Origin of the sequence: Pedobacter sp. AK013, assembly GCF_014205835.1 — a bacterium.
In the GTDB taxonomy this organism is placed as follows: domain Bacteria; phylum Bacteroidota; class Bacteroidia; order Sphingobacteriales; family Sphingobacteriaceae; genus Pedobacter.
In genome coordinates this window covers 1-18,098 of sequence record NZ_JACHCQ010000015.1, presented here as the reverse complement: position 1 = coordinate 18,098, position 18,098 = coordinate 1, and the positions used below count along the sequence as shown (strand labels likewise).

Here is an 18,098-nt window from a genome sequence, read left to right as displayed (position 1 = left end):
TAATTAAATTTGCAGAAAGACCTTATATAATAATGATATCATATATGAACCGATCAACAGTTAAACAATTTTAGTTCCAGATCGTTCATAGTAATAAAAACCACTATTAACATATGAAAATATTAGTTTGTATCAGTAACGTGCCAGACACAACGACAAAAATAACTTTTACTAATGATAATACCGAATTCAATACGTCGGGAGTGCAATATATTGTTAATCCATACGATGAAATCGCTTTATCACGTGCCATTGAATTAACCGAAGGCGGAAAAGGAACAGTAACTGTGATCAACGTTGGCGAAGCAGCTAACGATCCAACGATCAGAAAGGCACTTGCAATTGGTGCAGATGATGCAATTAGGATTAATGCGGCACCAAGAGATGCTTATTTCGTGGCAAAACAGATTGCAGAATATGCAAAAGACAAAGATTTTAATATTATTTTAACTGGTCGCGAGTCTATCGATTACAACGGTAACCAGGTGGCTGCTATGGTTGGCGAATTTTTAGATATCCCTTCAGTATCTATCATTAAAAAATTGGCTATTGATGGCGATACAGCGACAATTGAACGGGAAATTGAAGGTGGTAAAGAAGTTTTAACCGTTTCTGGTAAGTTTATTGCAAGTTGTGCAGAAGGTGTAGCAGAACCCAAAATACCGAATATGCGCGGTATCATGAGCGCCAGAACTAAACCATTAACAGTGGTCGATGCTGTTGCTGTAGAAGAGGTAACCAAAGTAACCAAATATGAAACTCCTGCTCCTCGTGGAACGGTTAAGTTAATTCCTGCCGATCAAACAGAATCGTTAATCAGTTTACTTCATAGCGAAGCCAAAGTAATTTAACTGGCAGCTAGCAATCAGTTGCCAAATAAAGAGATAATTAATAGAATTAATTTAACATAAAATTCCCATATAAGGGAATTCAGGGAATAAAAATATATGTCAGTATTAGTATATGTAGAACAAGCTGAGGGAAAATTTAAGAAATCTGTTTTTGAAGCCGTATCTTATGCCAAAGCCATTGCCGATCAACAATCAACTAATTTAACCGCAATTTCTATTGGCGATGTTGCCGATAGTGAATTAAAAGAATTAGGTAAATATGGTGCATCAAAGGTATTAAATGTAAATGCCGACCAATTAAAAACATTTGTAAATCAGGCTTATGCGAGCGTTATTGCTGCCGCTGCAGAAAAAGAAGGAGCCAACATTATAGTTTTGTCTAACTCTTTCTCCGGTAAAGGTTTAGCACCGCGTATTGCAGTAAAACTTAAAGCTGGTTTAGCTGATGGTGCGGTAGAATTACCGAGCACCGATGGTAAATTTTCGGTTAAGAAAACTGCCTTTTCTGGTAAAGCATTTGCCATTACCGAGTTAACATCCGCTAATAAAGTAATCGCCTTAAATCCGAATGCATTTGGAGTTAAAGAAAATGCTACAGATGCTGCAATAGAAACCTTTGCTGCAGATATTAAACAATCAGATTTAGGAACCGTTATTAAAGAAATTGTAAGGGCAACTGATAAAGTTTCATTACCTGATGCAGAATTGGTAGTTTCTGCCGGCAGGGGGTTAAAAGGACCAGAAAACTGGGGGATGATCGAAGAATTAGCTGGTTTGTTGGGTGCAGCTACAGCCTGTTCTAAACCAGTATCAGATGCAGACTGGAGACCACACTCAGAACACGTTGGCCAGACAGGTATTGCCATTAGCCCTAACCTTTATATTGCTATCGGTATTTCTGGGGCTATCCAGCATTTGGCGGGTGTGAGTTCATCAAAAGTGATTGTTGTAATCAATAAAGATCCAGAAGCTCCTTTCTTTAAAGTGGCCGATTATGGCATTGTTGGCGACGCTTTTGAGGTTGTACCAAAATTAATTGAAGCATTAAAAGCACATAAGGGATAATTCATTCTTGTCATCCTGAGCCTGTCGAAGGATTTAGCTAAATGTTTCGACAAGCTCAACATGACATCTGCAAATATGAAAAAAGTTAAATTAGATATTGTAGGTTTATCTTACAGCCAGACTCAATCTGGTGCTTATGCCCTTGTTTTAGGAGAAGTAAATGGACGCCGTCGCTTACCGATTATTATTGGTGCATTTGAGGCACAGGCCATTGCGATAGAAATTGAGAAAATGACTCCTAGTAGGCCATTAACACATGATTTATTCAAATCAATGGCTGATACTTTTCATATCAATATTCAGGAAATTATTATATACAATCTGGTTGACGGTGTGTTTTATGCTAAATTGATCTGTAGCGATGGTAAAAATACGCACGAAGTTGATGCCAGAACATCAGATGCTATTGCTTTAGCTGTTCGGTTTAATGCTATGATTTATACTTACGAATTTATTTTGGCTTCTGCAGGTATTGTGATAGAAGGTAATGATTTTCTTTTTCTTGAAAATATGGATTCTATTGCAAAAGAGCCCGAAGCAGATAGCTTGCCTACTTCAACCCAGCAACAAGGTTTTGGCGATCTTACCTTAGAAGAACTTCAACAAAAATTACAGGAAGCTATTGCTGAAGAGGCCTATGAAAAGGCAGCAAGATTAAGAGATGAATTGAATAAACGCGGAACATCTTAGTATTATTACATTTTAAATGTTTATCCAACCAAAAATTGTCTAAATTTTTCTCAAATCCCCTTCTATAAAAGCTAAATTCTAAGATGAACCAAATTATTTAAAATAATTTAGGTTCATTTTGGATTATCATTCAAAATAGTTCTATATTCAAGTTTTACTTTCAATAACTCAAACTAAACTATTATTATGAACGTTAAGTTTCGCTTAACTATAATGAGTTTCATGCAATTTTTTGTATGGGCTGCGTGGTTAATTACAATTGCAAATTATTGGTTCGGAACCAAACAATGGGATGGCGCAGATTTTGGGATAATTTTCTCTACAATGGGCATTGCATCGCTATTTATGCCAACCATTACAGGTATCATTGCCGATAAATGGATCAATGCAGAGAAGCTTTATGCTATCTTACATATCCTTTACGCAGCTACTATGTTTTATTTACCTCAAGTAGAAAGTCCACATAGTTTTTTTTGGGTAATGCTGGTAGCCATGTGCTTTTACATGCCAACAATAGCACTTAGCAATTCTATTAGTTATACTACTTTAAAGAACGGTAATTTTGATGTAATAAAAGACTTCCCACCCATTAGGGTGTGGGGTACTATCGGTTTTATTGCTGCCATGTGGATTACCAATTTAACAGGTAATAAAGCCAGTGCCAACCAATTCTATATTGCAGGTATAAGTGCGTTGTTATTGGGGGTATACTCTTTTACATTACCGGCCTGTAAGCCCCTAAACTTAATCAGCGATAAGAAAACATTTGCACAAAAGCTCGGACTCGAATCCTTTAAGCTTTTTGCCGATTACAAAATGGCGCTGTTTTTTATCTTCTCCATGTTTTTAGGTGCGGCCTTACAGCTAACCAATGCTTATGGTGATGTTTTTTTAGATGAATTTAAATTATTTCCTGTTTTTGCAGAATCATTTGTAATTAAATATTCTACCATTATTTTATCGATTTCGCAGGTATCAGAAACACTTTTTATCCTGGCTATTCCCTTCTTTTTGAAAAGATTTGGAATTAAATGGGTAATTGCAATTGCAATGTTCGCCTGGGTACTGCGTTTTGGTTTATTCGCTTATGGCGATCCATCAACCAACTTATGGATGATCATCACTTCATGCGTTGTTTATGGCATGGCATTCGATTTCTTTAACATATCTGGATCGCTGTTTGTAGAAACATCAACTACTCCAAAAATCCGTTCTTCTGCGCAGGGTTTATTTATGATGATGACCAATGGCTTTGGTGCCGTGTTTGGCAGTTTGGTTTCTGGCTGGATGATTAGCCATTTCTTTACCACTTACTACCATACTATTGGTTCGCTTTCCAAATACGTTAAAAGTGAGGAAGATAATGTACATCTGCTTAAATTCCTTAAAAATAAAGGAATTGAGGTATTTCCTAATGGAGATCTGAGCAGGGCGCTGGATGTAAAAGACTGGCATAACATATGGTTAACCTTTACCATTTATGTACTCATTATTGCAATTGTTTTTGTTGTGATATTTAAGCATAAACATACTCGTGCCGAAGTAGAAGCCATTAACCATTTATAATTTCCGAATAACCTCTTATGTCAGCTGGTAAGTATAGAAAAGAACACAACTGCCTAAACTGTGGTGCTCATGTTGAGAAACATTATTGTAGTGATTGTGGTCAGCCAAATTTAGAATTAAAAGAAAGTTTCTGGGCTTTTATCAGTCACAGTATTGCACATTACTTTCACTTCGATAATAAATTCTTTCAAACCCTCTCTCCTCTTTTAACAAAGCCCGGAAAGGTTACGCTCGATTATTTAGCTGGTAAAAGAGCCAGGTACATCAATCCTGTAAGCATGTACATTTTTGTCTCCATTGTTTATTTTTTGGTTGTTTATTCGCCCAAACATGTTACGAAGGATAAACATAATGACGATGGCATCACGGTTGAAAAGAAAAAGAACCAGAATGTAACGGATAGTGTAAGCAAAGCGCTTAAGCTTGCAGGAATGCCTGAAAACAATGCCATTATTAAAAAGACAGTAAAATCTTTGGATAATGCGATAAAGACTAAAGAATTTAAAAAACTGGGCTTTAAAGATCAGGAAATTGAACTGAATAGGATAAAAGCGGAAAACCTAACGCTTAAATCAGATTCGCTTGAAGATATTATTGATAATTACAGTGATATCCATATCGAAAGGAACGATAGTACCTATGCGTCCTATTTAGCGCGTCAGCAAAAACTTCCTTCAGCCGAACAAGATAGCTGGTACGAAAAGCTGTTGAAAAAGAGAGCAATCAGTCTTGGCGAAAAATCGGAAGTGATTCATGAGACTTTAGAACACAACAGGCCAAAACAATACTTTTTATTGATGCCTTTACTGGCACTTTTTATCATGTGGAATTTCAGGAAGAATCATATTTACTATTTGAATCACCTGATATTTACCATCCATGGTATGACAGCTTATTTTATCGTGCAGATTTTTACGGCTCCATTGATAAAGCATGTTTTTCAAAATACCTACGTGATTACTAAAACAATTGAGCTGGCTGTGCTGGTTTGGATTTGTTGGTACATGTTTAGTGCGTTAAAAGTTTTCTATCAACGTAAAACCGGTAGCATTATCTTTAAAATGTTCTGGATCTTTGTACTCTTCTGGATTGCGTTTAATGTCTCAGAATTTATTATGGTTAATTTGATTTATTACGTAGCTACGTAATAAATCAAATTATCTCGACAGATATCTCGACTACGTTACACTTTGCTCTAGGAGATTGGTAGTGGATAAAATAAATCCCATAAAAAAACCACCCGAATATTATCGGGTGGTTTTTTTATATATTAAAGACTAACTATTTTCTGTCTTTAAGCTCAACAAATTCTCTGTCGGTTTCGCCAACATAAATCTGACGTGGACGGCCGATTGGTTCTTTGTTTTCATGCATTTCTTTCCATTGTGCAATCCATCCTGGTAAGCGGCCCAACGCAAATAGGACGGTAAACATTTCGGATGGGAAACCTAAAGCGCGGTAAATAATACCTGAATAAAAATCTACATTTGGATATAACTTGCGATCGATGAAGTATTGATCAGTTAAAGCTGCTTCCTCTAATTTCTTAGCAATTTCTAAAATCGGATCATCAATACCCAGATTTTCTAAGATATCATCACAAGCTTTTTTGATAATTTTAGCTCTTGGATCGAAGTTTTTATAAACCCTATGCCCAAAACCCATCATACGGAACGGATCGTTTTTATCTTTCGCTTTAGCAATCCACTTCTCTGTATCACCACCGTCAGCTTTAATCAATTCTAACATATCGATCACAGCCTGGTTGGCACCACCATGCAATGGACCCCAAAGTGCAGCAATACCTGCAGCAATTGAAGCATATAAATTACAATCAGAAGAACCTACTATACGAACTGTAGATGCCGAACAGTTTTGCTCATGATCTGCATGCAGAATTAGCAATTTATTCATGGCATTAACAACAATCGGGTTTACATCATAATCTTCTGTACGTTGTCCAAATGTCATCCAAAGAAAATTGGTCACATAATCATATTTATTTTTTGGATAAATAAGTGGATGACCTAACGATTTTTTATAAACGAAAGAAACAATGGTTGGGAATTTAGCCAAAAGTTTAATAATGGTTAAATTTTGTTCTTCTGCCGTTTGATTTGGTTTTAAGCACTCTGGATAGAATGTAGATAATGAGAAGATCAGGGAGCCTAATTGACCCATTGGGTGAGATTTTGATGGATAACCATCAAAAAATTTCTTCATATCCTCATGGATGAGTGTATGTTTGCTGATTTCGGCCTGTAAGCCTTCTAATTGAGCCTGCGTTGGAAGATCACCATAAATAATCAGATAAATCACTTCTAAAAAACTCGATTTTGCAGCAAGCTCTTCAATAGAATATCCCCTATATTTTAAAATGCCCTTTTCACCATCTAAAAAAGTGATCTTGCTTTTTGTAGAACCAGTATTTTTAAAACCAGTATCTAAAGTTACGAAGCCCGTAAGATCTCTTAATTTCGAAATATCAATGGCCTTTTCATCCTCTGTTCCTGTAATTACTGGCAATTCAACTGTCTTACCATCAACTTTTATCTCTGCAATATCTGACATATTATTGTATTGTGTTTATAGCTTTCTAAATTATATAAAATTAATATACATGCATAACAAATCTGTTAAATTAATATGAATAATTAGTCAAAATGACGTAACAATCGTGCTTAATTAGACAGGATCTGAAATCTTATTTTGCTTTAATTTCTTCGGCAACTCTTCCACAGGTTAACATTTCTTTGCCGTAATAAGGGTTTTTAATTTCCTTTTCGGCTGATAACCAGTCACCTCCATCTCCTTTATTAGCCATCGGGCAATGCTGAACATAAATTGTGCCTTTTTCTATTTCTGCATTTTTAAGTAAAGCGATCAAATCGGCACTTAAGACCGTGAAATCTTTTCTTTGCGAAACGAGGATATTGCTTGCAGCGATTTTGCCCGCAACAGCTGAGGTAGGCTCACAACCTTTATAAGCAGCCAAACTCATTTGCAACTGTGCAGCAGATTTTTGTGCACTTGCTGAATCTGATTTTACCAGTGCATTTTTTAAATCTACATATTGGCTAAAGATTTCGGATTTCTGCTTATCTTTTATAGAAATCTCATTTTTCACCGATGCTGAATCGATTTTTGTTGAATCTTTAGTTTCTGTAGATTTTTTATCAGCCTGATTACAGGCCATTAATGTGGCAAGTATTGCTATTCCGAATATTCTTTTCATAGTATTTGGTTTTCGGCTCAAAATAGCAATTTAAATGGTAAATAAATAAAAAAGTCCCGATTTTCATCGGGACTTTAAATTATATGATGTTTTAATTATAATTTAAAATTATAAGCCAATCTCAAGTTAAATTGTCCGGTTTTCATGAAGTAAAGATCAGAAGCACTATTGTTTACATAACCTTCGTATTTCACACCTAAATCAAGACCGTTTTTCCATTCGTAACCTAAACCACCGGTATAGATAAAGTTCATATTGGCACCCTCTTTAATGGCTAAACCAGAGCCAAGTTCAGTAGCCAGGTACATTCTTTCAATCGGGAATACCCTAACACCGCCTAATAAAGGGATAAATTCGAATTTAAGTGGGCTGCCTTTCCATTTTAAGCGGGTATAGCCACCAGAAGCTGTTACTGCTACAAACGGACTTAAATCGTACTGAAGTTTTACATCTGCACCATAACCGTAGTCCATTTCAGATCTATCTGGAAATATTCCGTAATTTACACCTGCACCAATTTTAAATGCCATTCCGCTTCCTGTTGTTGTAGACTCGGTGGCTCCTGTCGTTTGGGCTTTTAAATTCGTTGTGGTTAAAAGCGCAAAGGCCGTTAATGTCGTTGCAAAAAGTTTAGTAATTGTTTTCATTCTTAGATATTTTAAGTTATCAATTAAGGGTTTGAATGTACTTACGTTAAAATATCGGTTATGGATTTTTAAATTTTCATTTTTTTCAGAATATTATGAAATAAAAAAGCCCCGATCAAAATCGGGGCTTTCAATATTATCTGTGGTTTAAGTTTACAAGCTAAATCCGTAAGCTAAACGAATACCTGCAAAACCTATGCTACCATTATTAGAGTAACCTTCATATTTTGCTGCTACATCTAAACCACTAGGCCACGCATAACCAATTGCTGGTGAATAAACGAATGAAGTACCAGAACCTTTTTCAGTTCCAAAACCAGCACCAAGTTCTGCTAATCCATAAGCACCAGAACCTGAATCATTAAAGAAATATTTAGCACCAGCTTTTACTGGAATAATTCCAAAACTACCTCCCCCGTATGAATCTTTTCTTGAAAAGTTGTTATAACCAGCTGTTACAGGGATAGATAGTTGTTTATCAACATTAAACTGGTACCTGATGTCACCACCAATAACCAAACCTAAACCTGTTGTAGTTCCTGCACCTACATTTAATCCTATACCTAAATTTCGAGATTGCGCGTTAGCATTTGTACTAAAGAATAAAGCCACGACAGCTGCTGAAGTAGCAATGATTTTTGTAATTGTTTTCATGCTTAAGATATTGTTTTTGAGTTAAATTAATATGTTATAACAAGTACAAAGGTTGTGCCAAAAGGGCATTTTTGATACTATTTAGGCCATAAACCAACATTAAGATGACCAATAAAAGTTAATTTCCGTTAGCTAAAACTTTTTCAATTACCAGCTGTTTTAGTACGTTTGAAGGTGCTGATGCATCGAGCCAAATAATCTCAATATTGTCCTTTTCCATTTTCCTGAAAAAGGTACTTTGTCGTTTCGCATATTGGCAAATAGCAATGCCCAGTCTTAGCTTTAATTCTTCAAAAGTTAATAAGCCATCCAGGTAATTAACAATGAATTTATATTCCAGTCCATAGAAAACCAACATTTCTTTGCCAATACCTTCTTTAATTAATTGTTCTACCTCCTCAATTAAACCTGCCTTGAATCTTTCGTTCAATCTTGTTAGAATTTTAGCTCGGGTCACTTCTGTTTCATTCTTCAATCCAAAGATAATCGGTTTAATTTCGGGCCTTTCAACAACTTCCAGGGTATTATGTCTCAAATAATCAGTTATTTCTAATGCGCGGATTAATCTCTTTTTAGAGGAAAGATCAACATGATCCATATTTTGGTTTTTACCATGCTGTAATTTTGAAATCAACTCTTCTTTCGACAATGGGTTGAGCTGATCTCTTAATTGTTGGTTTACTGGAACAGCTGTTAAAGTTTGATTTTGCAAAAGACTATGGATATACATCCCTGTTCCACCACACAGGATAGGTATTTTGTTTTTTTTCGTTACAGATTCAAAGGCTTGATAGAAGTCATTTTTAAAAGCATCTACATGATAACGTTCACCAGGTTCTAAAATATCAATTAAATGGTGAGTAATTTTTCTTGAATTAATATAATATTCTTGCAAATCTTTACCGGTACCAATATCCATTCGTTTAAATATCTGACGGCTATCTGCACTAATAATTTCTCCATTTAAGGCATCGGCTATGCTTACGGCAAGCTTGGTTTTGCCAGAGGCAGTTGCCCCTAAAATGATGATGAGATTACGCTGATCCATTAAAATTTGAGAATAAATTTTAGACTTCCGGTATTAAACACTTCCGTTGCTAAAAGCTGATTATCCTTTTTAAGCTGTCGATTTAGATTTTCATCCAGCAGGTAAACCTGAGGTTCTAAAACTGCAGTCTGTTTAAAGCCTAATTTGATATAGGCCTCTCCTGCTGACCAGTCACGATCTGCGTAAGTCATCAGGTCATTAGGTTTATAGGTTTCAGCAAAAAAGGAAATCAGTTTACTTAAGCCTCCTGTAATGGAATAACCTGCCTTAACCGCAAACCTGATCAATTCTGCCGATTTATAGTTTTCTGTATGATTCATTTTGCGCAGCGCCGAAAAAGTAGCAACAGCCAAGAGTTCATCTTTTTCAAATAAACCAATTTTATAACGGCTACTTACTGATCCCTGTAAGTGATTTTCAGTTAAAAAAGAATCAGAAACTGGTTTAGTAATTCTGAATACTTTGGTTTTTCTACCATGGATACGGATATTTTTACCAATCAGAGATTTTATTCTTCCTAAAACCTGCTCAGGTTTTGATTGCCAAAGATCTTCCCAGAGGTGAATAAGTTTAGTACCTTCCTGATAGTGTTTTTCTTGCAATTGAATGAGATCTCGTGGAGTAAATTTATTTTTTAAACTTACCAGATGAATGATCAATTGATGTTCGATCCGTATTAGACTAAATTCATCCTCTATAAAAAAAACATACCCAATTTTGTTATTAGCAAGTATTAAACTTAATTGATGATGCCAGTTACAGTCAGAAATTAAATTGTTCAATCAGTAGAAGGGTTATTCAGAATAAATTATCTGCTGCAAATTTAACCATCAGATTGTTAAATCCATTCTTTTTCTTTAAAGTTAGTATGGATAATTTCTATCAAAGTTTCAATTTCTTTTAATTTGGGATCATCAAGTACTGAGATTTTCAAGCCTGCTTTATTTTTGCCAAAATCACTTAAATTATGATTTGTTGTAGAAAATTCATCTGTATTGATTTTGACTTCTACGGCATCACCATTAATATAAACGCCGGTAAAAAAGCGTTCGGTCACTTTTTTGCCGTTTACTTCAATATTTTTTTCACTATAAAGATCATAGCCATTCTCCGAATTTTCGTGTACCGTATATCCACGGGTGGCGTAGGGCTGTATTCCGGCTCTAATGGTCTGAAAAATTTCAACAAGATCAGTTTTCATAATTGTATTTGATTTTAGAATTAAACACCATAGTACAATTATTGTTTAGTTTTATTCTTCAAGCCACCAGTTTTCTGTTGGCAAATATTCGTTTAAAATTATTGTTTCACCCAATTTTGGGGTAACCAGAGGAAGCTGTTTTGCTGCTGCAGCTACAACCACCCTTTTAGCTGGCTCATTCCAGGGGTGCATGGCTAAGCTAAACTTGCCCCAATGCACTGGCATCAAAATTTTTGCTTTTAAATCGATTGCGGCCTGCACCGTTTCTTCGGGAAACATGTGGATGTAAGGCCAATAAGCATTGTACTGCCCGCACTCGAGCAAGGCTATATCGAAAGGACCGAACTCCTCACCTATTTTAGCAAAGTGTGTATCATAACCAGAATCGCCTCCTAAAAATAGTTGGCAGTTTGCCGCTTTTAATATAAAGGCCGACCAAAGGGTTTGATTCCGTTTAAATTTTCGTCCGGTAAAATGTCTTGCCGGAACAGCCGTGATTCTCATATCATTAAATAAATCAACCGATTCATCCCAGCCTAATTCAGTAATCTTTTCGATACTAATTCCCCATCTTTCCAGATGCTCACCAACCCCTTGCGAAGTAACAATAGTCTTAACTTCAGGTGCGATTTTTAAAATACTCTGGTAATCGAGGTGATCATAATGATCGTGTGTGATGATCAGGATATCGATATTTCTAAATTCTTCTGCTTTTACGAGGTCAGTGCCCAAAAAAGCCTTACTTCCAATGAATGAAAATGGAGAGGGAGTTTTGCTAAAAACTGGATCAACCAGAATCCTTAAGCCCCCTACTTTAATTAAATAAGAAGAATGCCCAAACCAGATAATTTCGGGAGCATCGCTTTTAGGTTTTCCGTTTAAGTTAGGTGCAATAAAAGGAAGCGCTTTATCTGGAGCCTTATTAGGGTGTTTTTCAAAGAGAAATGCATTTAAAACCTTAAAAAGGCTAACACCTTCAGGTTGCATTAACGTTATCGACTGATTTTGTAGTGCACCATCACGATAATTGGCCAAATGATGGATTTTCTCCAATCGCTGCCCCTTTGGCAAACGACCAAAAACGGGGAGGTTTGTTACAACGAAGAAGGCGATTAAAACAAAAAGTAAAATGTATACGGCTATCATTTTTAAAAATTAATAAAACCAAAGTAGGAATATGATTTTAAAAAAGACGCTGGAGTGAGATATATGACGCATGGATTACTTCTTACGGATTTAATATCAATGCCTTAACTGGTAAAGTATCGGTATAAAAACTTTATAATAATTAGAATAAGACACTACTCTATTTATAACACGCGTAAATTTTATACCTTTGAAAAGGGTTAACATATAGCTTAGATAACTTATTGTTTCTTGCGTGCAGGAATAAACCCAATTTAGCGAGGAGTGGTACGAACACTTCTCGTTTTTTTGTTTAAATACCCCCAAATCGAGGGGGTACTTTTGTTAATCATTGGGTGTGCTTTTATAATTGTAGGTCAATTTTGTTTTTTAAGCGCTAAAATTGCTTTATATATATAAATTTTCTATTATTATTTTTTAAAACGTATGGCCTTTAACTTTTCCGAAAGTATTGATATTTATATAGCGGAGGAAAGAAATGAGAAAAAAAAACAACGCAAACGTTTGATTAATTTTGTATTATTACATATTGAAGAAATTTAATGTAGTTTAGCACTCAGAATGCAGTCGAAACCAACAACCATCAAAGAAATAGCCAGAATCTTAAACATTTCTCCATCCAGTGTTTCTAGGGGATTGCACGATCATCCGAGCATTGGAGCGGTAACTAGGGAAAAAATTAAGCAGCTGGCTAAGTCTCTAAACTATGAGCCTAATAATGCGGCAATTCTTTTTCAAAAAGGGAAAACATATACTATTGGTGTAATTTTACCTGAGTTATCAGAACACTTTTTCTCTATCGCTATTTCTGCCATTGAAGATGAGGCGATTAAGAAAAATTATACAGTTATCTTTGCTCAGTCGCACGATAATTATGACCAGGAAGTAAAGCTCGTTGAAAAAATGAAAAATCAACGTGTTGATGGCTTATTAGTATCAATCAGTAAAGACACTTCAAAGTTTGATCATTTCGAAAAACTTAATTCATTTAATATACCTGTAGTATTTTTTGATCGGATACCTCCGTTTAAAAACGTGCATTATGTAGCGTGTAGCTTAGAGAGCGCAACAATTAAGGCGGTGAACTATCTTTTGAAAAAAGGACATAGAAGTATTGGGATGATTAATGGACCAAGTACCTTATACGCCAGTGAGGAACGCAAGGATGGCTATATGCAAGCGATTACGTTTAATCGCTTAAAATTTGATCCATCGTTGGTGGTGAACTGTGACCTAACTGAGGAAGGTACTATCGACGTAGCCAATCAATTTTTAAATCACAAGCGGAAACCCACAGCGATTGTAGCCTTTAATGATTATGTAGCACTCTTCCTGATTAAATACTTCAAAAAGCTGAATGTAATTAACGATTTTGATGTAGTGAGTTATGCGAACCTGCCTATTATCAGTTACTTAGATAATTCGCCTGTAGCTTCAGTAGAGCAATATCCGTATTTGCAGGGACAAAAAGCGGCCAACATCTTGTTAGATCTTATTCATAGTCCTAATTCTGAGAACCAGGCCTATTACAACACCATTGTAGAGTCTGATTTGATTATAAACGATGTAAAAGAATAAACAAACGTTTGCGCTGAATTTCTAGCTTTTGTTTAAACTTCCTGGTAAAATATTATAATGCTTTTTAAAGGCAGTAATAAAGTGTTGTGCGTTTTTATAGCCTACAAGAAAAGAAACCTCGTTTACAGTTTTCTTTTCCCTGGATAGAAAATAATGGGCTTTCTCCATCCTGATCTTATAGAGGTACCCAAATACAGTATGCCCAATTAGCGCCTTAAAACCTCTTTTAAGCTTATAATCATTAATTCCAACCCTACGCGATAACTCGATTAATGAATTTGGATTTTGTAAATCGTACTCAACCAATTGTTTGGCCAAAAGAATTTTTTCTACATCTTCCTTTTTTAAAAGGCGTGTTTGTTTATCTGCTTTTTGATTAATATAAGCAATAATCAGCTCAAATATCCTGGCTTCCAGAAACAGGCGCTTTACCCTACCCTCGTACTTAGGGGAAATAATTTGCTGCAATATCAATCCGATTTCTGGATTGATGGATTTTGGGATTTCAGATTTAATATCATTATCGGGTTTTCCTCCGGTTACCTGGCGAAAATAATCTGATGTAAACTGTATATAAAGGTATCTGGTTTTTGTTGTTACATTAAATCTGATCGAATTAACCCTGCCTATATTAAAGTCTTGCTCGTTTTTAATGAGCGATAAAAAAGTATCTTGTTGTTGATGATCGTTACCATAATTAATCGCGCCGTTCAGACAAAATAAAAAGCCAATATGTTGTTGAGAAGATTCAAAGCAAAAACGCTCTTCTTTATGCGGATGGATCTCGGTAATGCCAATATGGATCCCACTAAACCACTTTTCCTTTATATGGTATTTTATACCATCCTTTTCAAATGTTAACACAGCTTCGTTTACATCATTAATGCCATCAAAATTATCAGGATAGGTATTCTTATAAACAATATTTCCTGTTGGATAGGTTGAGAGTTTAATTTCCATATTCATTTAATCCGTTTGGCGGTATTAATTATCCGTTTAACGTTATCTTTTTTTTGTGATTATATACAAATTTGCATAATTATTTATAATTAGTCTAAATAAATGAAAATATATTTATCAATTGTCTTATCAATTTATGGATTTGTTGCTGTAGCCCAAGTGTTTAAAGTTGATACTGCAAAGGCAAATGATTTAAAAGATGTGGTAATTACGGGGCAGTATGGTCTGCAAACTTTAAGAAATTCGGTATACAATGTAAGAACAATAAGTGCAGATCGGATTAAGTTAAGAGCCGCAACCAATGTACAGCAGGTTTTAAATACCGAATTGGGTTTCCGTTTTAGCAACGATTTAACATTGGGTACTACTGATATTCAATTAATGGGGATGACGGGTAGAAATGTAAAAATACTTTTAGATGGCGTACCTATGGTAGATAGATCAGATACCCGCGAAAGTTTAAATCAGATAGACATTAATACGATTGACCGGATTGAGATTGTAGAAGGACCAATGTCTGTAATATATGGAGCTGATGCATTGGCAGGTGTAATTAATATTATCACCAAAAAACCTGGTAGGGAATTGCTAAATCTATCTGCAAGGGTACAGGAAGAAACAGCTGGTAACGAATATGAAGCTTTATCGGGCAAGGGTAACCATATGCAGAATATTACTGCCAACTGGAAAAACAGCAATTGGAGTGTGCTGGTAGGTTTTAGCCACAACGATTTTGGTGGCTGGAATTTAGGAAGCAAAACGGCTACCATACAAGAAGTTGCCGAGGTTACCAATCGGTGGAAACCAAAAGAGCAATATTTGGCTAATACCAAAATAGGCTACCGGCATCATAATTTCAGTATCTGGTATCGTTTAGATGGACTGAAAGAAGATATTGATGTGCGGTCTGGTTTAAATCCGAATACTTATAAAGGATTACTACAAACTTATACCACACACCGATATACCCAACAGCTTCAATCAGAATATAAAATCAGCAATAAACTACAACTGGCTGCCGTTGCGGGTTTTATCAAGCTCGATCGTGCAACCAGAACAGTAATCCATGACTTTACCAATAATACTGAAGAATTATCAGGTGGTGCGGGAGAACAGGATGTCGCAAAATTTAACGCAACTAACTTTAGGGCTACAGCCATATATATCCATAGTAAATCGATTTCCTTTCAACCTGGTGTTGAATACAGCAGAGATGCGGCCAACGGGCAAAGAATTAAAGGAGCGCCAGTAATTAATGATTATGCAACTTTTGTTACAGCAGAAATTAAATTAGGGGATTTGATAAATATCAGACCAGGTTTAAGGGTGATTAAAAATTCTGTTTACGATGCACCTCCTGTAATTCCATCATTAAATGCGAAGTTGATCTTAACCAAAGACCTAGATCTGCGTATAGCTTATGCCAAAGGTTTCCGATCTCCTGCGTTAAGAGAATTGTATTATGATTTCGTTGATGCCAGTCATAACATTTTAGGTAATCCCAATTTAAAGGCAGAAGAATCGAACAGTTTTAATGGTTCACTGGCTTGGGCAGGTGTACAGCTTAGTGATTTTCAGTTCCGTTCTACCCTATCTGGATTCTACAATCTATTTAAAAACAGGATCGAATTTGGTTTCGATCCAATAAATCCAACCATTACCACATTAATCAATATTTCTAAATACAAAACAACCGGTGGTACATTGGAAAACACGTTAATCTTTAAAAATCTTCAGGCTACACTTGGAGCATCATACATCGGGAGATATAACGACTTAAGTGAAAACGCCAACCTGGAAACGCCAGAATTTGTTTGGGCTACAGAGCTGAACTCGAACATTACCTACACTTTTAGCAAGCTTAATGGAAGCATCAGCCTGTTTTATAAATATACCGGCAGTTTACCAAGTTATCAGTTAACGAACAATGCTACGGCAAAACTGGTAAAAATCGGTGCGTTCCACACCGCAGATTTAATGTTCAACAAAAACCTGCTCAAATCTTTAACCATCAATGCAGGTGTTAAAAACCTGTTTAATGTAACACAACTTACCAATAGTTCGAGCGCCAGCGGGGGCGCGCATAGCACAGGAGGCAGTACCGTACCTTACAGTTATGGTCGTTCTTATGTATTAGGGCTGAGCTATAGCTGGGATAAACTTTAATATCAAAATAACATAATAATAAAGATGAATAAATTAAACTCAATGATTGCGATCGCTTTTTTAGCGGTAACCTTTACAGCATGTAAAAAAGATACAGAAAAGCCAATAGTAGTGGTGCCGCCTTCTGATGGAAGTATTTTAACCCTTAATGGATTAGTTGGTGCTGAACTAGGAAGTGCCGCTGGTAATAGCGTTTATGTAGATTTTAGTGCTAATAAACAAACTGCTGTTGAAAGAGATAGTTGGGATTTAGGTTTTTATTCGGGAGCAGATTTTAAAGTGATATTAAACTCAACCAATGGTGCTTCTGCTTTAGTTATTAATAAAACAGATTTAAACGCTGTAACTACTACCGATTTTGATCCTAATGCTTTAAAAGTTGGTCAGGGACAAGGTAATTTTACCATAATTGACGATGGTAGAGAATCCAATATTTTAAATAAAACAGCTATTGCTGCTATTTCTGCTACAGATGCTGAAAACAAAGTTTATATCATTAACCGGAAAGGTGGTGCTGCAACTGTTTTAGCTAACGATGAACTTTATAAAATCAGGGTAATTAGAAAAGGTACAACAGGTTATACTTTGCAGTATGCTAAGGTTACTGAAACGACTTTTAAGACTTTAGATATTACCAAAAATGCTGACGCTAACTTCCAATTTACCGCTTTGATAAAAGGAACTGCTGTTTCTGTTGAGCCCGTAAAAGCTAGCTGGGATATTGTTTGGACTTACAGTATGTATTGGACTGCTACTTTCCCTTATGCATTTTCTGATTTGATTTTCATTAACAATTTAGGAGGTGTAGTGGCTGGTATTGTTTCAGAAAACACTATTACTTATTCAGATTTTAAAGAATCAAACATCAGTACAGTAGATTTTAAATCAGATAGAGCAATAATTGGTTCAACATGGAGAAGCACTCAACCGGCTACAGGAGTTACGCTTAAAACTTTTTATGTAATCAAGGATGCAGCTGGTAATGTTTACAAGTTGAAATTTATTTCGATGGGTGCTGGCGACGGCGGTACACGTGGCAAACCAGTAATCGAATATAAATTGGTTAAGAAAGGATAATGTAGGCTAAAGCTTACCTAGAAAAAATATGTTTTGTTAGTTGGATATAGGCTCTCCGCGATGGGGAGCTTTATCTTTTTAGGGGGGTATGTTAAACGGCTGTCATGCTGAATGCAATGCACTGTTGTCCGGTTAAAATTGATTATTGAAGATAAATAAGGCTTATTGGCTAATTAAGGTTGTTTATGTTTTAAAATCTATTTCTAAGGTCCCC

At 35.7% G+C, this 18,098-nt stretch carries 17 protein-coding genes; 8 read left to right on the top strand and 9 right to left on the bottom strand.

Annotated features, from left to right (window positions below; genetic code table 11):
* The first annotated feature begins 113 nt into the window (after positions 1–113).
* From HDC90_RS11755 to HDC90_RS11735, 5 genes are all read left to right on the top strand, one after another.
* Positions 114–851: an electron transfer flavoprotein subunit beta/FixA family protein gene (locus tag HDC90_RS11755; protein WP_184466556.1), complete on the top strand. Its 738-nt coding sequence runs from the start codon at positions 114–116 to the stop codon at positions 849–851.
* Between the two features lie 96 nt (positions 852–947).
* Entirely contained in the window at positions 948–1,916 is a 969-nt protein-coding gene (locus HDC90_RS11750) for an electron transfer flavoprotein subunit alpha/FixB family protein (RefSeq protein WP_184466554.1), read from the top strand.
* A 75-nt stretch (positions 1,917–1,991) separates the two neighbouring features.
* Positions 1,992–2,606 (top strand): bifunctional nuclease family protein, encoded by a 615-nt coding sequence (locus HDC90_RS11745; protein WP_029275168.1) that lies wholly within the window; start codon positions 1,992–1,994, stop codon positions 2,604–2,606.
* Between the two features lie 186 nt (positions 2,607–2,792).
* On the top strand, positions 2,793–4,172 hold the full coding sequence (locus HDC90_RS11740; RefSeq protein WP_184466552.1) for a nucleoside permease: 1,380 nt from the start codon (positions 2,793–2,795) through the stop codon (positions 4,170–4,172).
* A 17-nt stretch (positions 4,173–4,189) separates the two neighbouring features.
* On the top strand, positions 4,190–5,320 hold the full coding sequence (locus HDC90_RS11735) for a DUF3667 domain-containing protein (RefSeq protein WP_184466551.1): 1,131 nt from the start codon (positions 4,190–4,192) through the stop codon (positions 5,318–5,320).
* 133 nt (positions 5,321–5,453) lie between these two features.
* On the opposite strand, the gene HDC90_RS11730 is transcribed toward HDC90_RS11735, so the two are convergent.
* The 8 genes from HDC90_RS11730 to HDC90_RS11695 form a co-directional block, all read right to left on the bottom strand.
* Positions 5,454–6,743, bottom strand: coding sequence for a citrate synthase (locus HDC90_RS11730; protein WP_184466548.1), 1,290 nt, complete (start codon positions 6,741–6,743; stop codon positions 5,454–5,456).
* A 133-nt stretch (positions 6,744–6,876) separates the two neighbouring features.
* Complete coding sequence (locus HDC90_RS11725) at positions 6,877–7,407, bottom strand: DUF3347 domain-containing protein (RefSeq protein ID WP_184466547.1); 531 nt, start codon at positions 7,405–7,407, stop codon at positions 6,877–6,879.
* Between the two features lie 95 nt (positions 7,408–7,502).
* On the bottom strand, positions 7,503–8,054 hold the full coding sequence (locus HDC90_RS11720; RefSeq protein ID WP_184466545.1) for a hypothetical protein: 552 nt from the start codon (positions 8,052–8,054) through the stop codon (positions 7,503–7,505).
* A 153-nt stretch (positions 8,055–8,207) separates the two neighbouring features.
* Positions 8,208–8,708: a hypothetical protein gene (locus HDC90_RS11715; protein ID WP_184466543.1), complete on the bottom strand. Its 501-nt coding sequence runs from the start codon at positions 8,706–8,708 to the stop codon at positions 8,208–8,210.
* 118 nt (positions 8,709–8,826) lie between these two features.
* Positions 8,827–9,756: a tRNA (adenosine(37)-N6)-dimethylallyltransferase MiaA gene (gene miaA, locus HDC90_RS11710; RefSeq protein WP_184466541.1), complete on the bottom strand. Its 930-nt coding sequence runs from the start codon at positions 9,754–9,756 to the stop codon at positions 8,827–8,829.
* The gene (locus tag HDC90_RS11705) at positions 9,756–10,538 is read right to left on the bottom strand and encodes a hypothetical protein (protein WP_184466540.1); all 783 of its coding nucleotides are present in this window, start codon (positions 10,536–10,538) and stop codon (positions 9,756–9,758) included. The genes miaA and HDC90_RS11705 overlap by 1 nt, the downstream gene beginning before the upstream one ends.
* A gap of 56 nt (positions 10,539–10,594) precedes the next feature.
* On the bottom strand, positions 10,595–10,957 hold the full coding sequence (locus tag HDC90_RS11700; RefSeq protein WP_184466538.1) for a hypothetical protein: 363 nt from the start codon (positions 10,955–10,957) through the stop codon (positions 10,595–10,597).
* A 51-nt stretch (positions 10,958–11,008) separates the two neighbouring features.
* Positions 11,009–12,103: an MBL fold metallo-hydrolase gene (locus HDC90_RS11695; RefSeq protein WP_184466536.1), complete on the bottom strand. Its 1,095-nt coding sequence runs from the start codon at positions 12,101–12,103 to the stop codon at positions 11,009–11,011.
* 561 nt (positions 12,104–12,664) lie between these two features.
* Here HDC90_RS11695 and HDC90_RS11690 point away from each other — a divergent pair.
* Complete coding sequence (locus HDC90_RS11690) at positions 12,665–13,681, top strand: LacI family DNA-binding transcriptional regulator (protein WP_184466534.1); 1,017 nt, start codon at positions 12,665–12,667, stop codon at positions 13,679–13,681.
* A gap of 21 nt (positions 13,682–13,702) precedes the next feature.
* Here HDC90_RS11690 and HDC90_RS11685 read toward each other — a convergent pair whose 3' ends face one another.
* Positions 13,703–14,641, bottom strand: coding sequence for a helix-turn-helix transcriptional regulator (locus tag HDC90_RS11685; RefSeq protein ID WP_184466532.1), 939 nt, complete (start codon positions 14,639–14,641; stop codon positions 13,703–13,705).
* A gap of 102 nt (positions 14,642–14,743) precedes the next feature.
* On the opposite strand from HDC90_RS11685, the gene HDC90_RS11680 reads away from it, so the two are divergent.
* Complete coding sequence (locus HDC90_RS11680) at positions 14,744–16,807, top strand: TonB-dependent siderophore receptor (protein WP_184466530.1); 2,064 nt, start codon at positions 14,744–14,746, stop codon at positions 16,805–16,807.
* 24 nt (positions 16,808–16,831) lie between these two features.
* Positions 16,832–17,884 carry an HmuY family protein gene (locus HDC90_RS11675; RefSeq protein WP_184466528.1) on the top strand — a complete coding sequence of 351 codons (1,053 nt, stop codon included), beginning with the start codon at positions 16,832–16,834 and terminating at the stop codon, positions 17,882–17,884.
* The last annotated feature ends 214 nt before the right edge of the window (positions 17,885–18,098 follow it).

What these genes read in the sequence shown, in the direction of transcription:
- HDC90_RS11755 (WP_184466556.1), top strand. Translation starts at nt 114, where the DNA reads ATGAAAATATTAGTTTGTATCAGTAACGTGCCAGACACAACGACAAAA.
- HDC90_RS11700 (WP_184466538.1), bottom strand. Translation starts at nt 10,957, where the DNA reads ATGAAAACTGATCTTGTTGAAATTTTTCAGACCATTAGAGCCGGAATA.
- miaA (WP_184466541.1), bottom strand. Translation starts at nt 9,756, where the DNA reads ATGGATCAGCGTAATCTCATCATCATTTTAGGGGCAACTGCCTCTGGC.
- HDC90_RS11725 (WP_184466547.1), bottom strand. Translation starts at nt 7,407, where the DNA reads ATGAAAAGAATATTCGGAATAGCAATACTTGCCACATTAATGGCCTGT.
- HDC90_RS11675 (WP_184466528.1), top strand. Translation starts at nt 16,832, where the DNA reads ATGAATAAATTAAACTCAATGATTGCGATCGCTTTTTTAGCGGTAACC.
- HDC90_RS11690 (WP_184466534.1), top strand. Translation starts at nt 12,665, where the DNA reads ATGCAGTCGAAACCAACAACCATCAAAGAAATAGCCAGAATCTTAAAC.
- HDC90_RS11695 (WP_184466536.1), bottom strand. Translation starts at nt 12,103, where the DNA reads ATGATAGCCGTATACATTTTACTTTTTGTTTTAATCGCCTTCTTCGTT.
- HDC90_RS11745 (WP_029275168.1), top strand. Translation starts at nt 1,992, where the DNA reads ATGAAAAAAGTTAAATTAGATATTGTAGGTTTATCTTACAGCCAGACT.
- HDC90_RS11730 (WP_184466548.1), bottom strand. Translation starts at nt 6,743, where the DNA reads ATGTCAGATATTGCAGAGATAAAAGTTGATGGTAAGACAGTTGAATTG.
- HDC90_RS11680 (WP_184466530.1), top strand. Translation starts at nt 14,744, where the DNA reads ATGAAAATATATTTATCAATTGTCTTATCAATTTATGGATTTGTTGCT.
- HDC90_RS11715 (WP_184466543.1), bottom strand. Translation starts at nt 8,708, where the DNA reads ATGAAAACAATTACAAAAATCATTGCTACTTCAGCAGCTGTCGTGGCT.
- HDC90_RS11750 (WP_184466554.1), top strand. Translation starts at nt 948, where the DNA reads ATGTCAGTATTAGTATATGTAGAACAAGCTGAGGGAAAATTTAAGAAA.
- HDC90_RS11720 (WP_184466545.1), bottom strand. Translation starts at nt 8,054, where the DNA reads ATGAAAACAATTACTAAACTTTTTGCAACGACATTAACGGCCTTTGCG.
- HDC90_RS11735 (WP_184466551.1), top strand. Translation starts at nt 4,190, where the DNA reads ATGTCAGCTGGTAAGTATAGAAAAGAACACAACTGCCTAAACTGTGGT.
- HDC90_RS11685 (WP_184466532.1), bottom strand. Translation starts at nt 14,641, where the DNA reads ATGGAAATTAAACTCTCAACCTATCCAACAGGAAATATTGTTTATAAG.
- HDC90_RS11740 (WP_184466552.1), top strand. Translation starts at nt 2,793, where the DNA reads ATGAACGTTAAGTTTCGCTTAACTATAATGAGTTTCATGCAATTTTTT.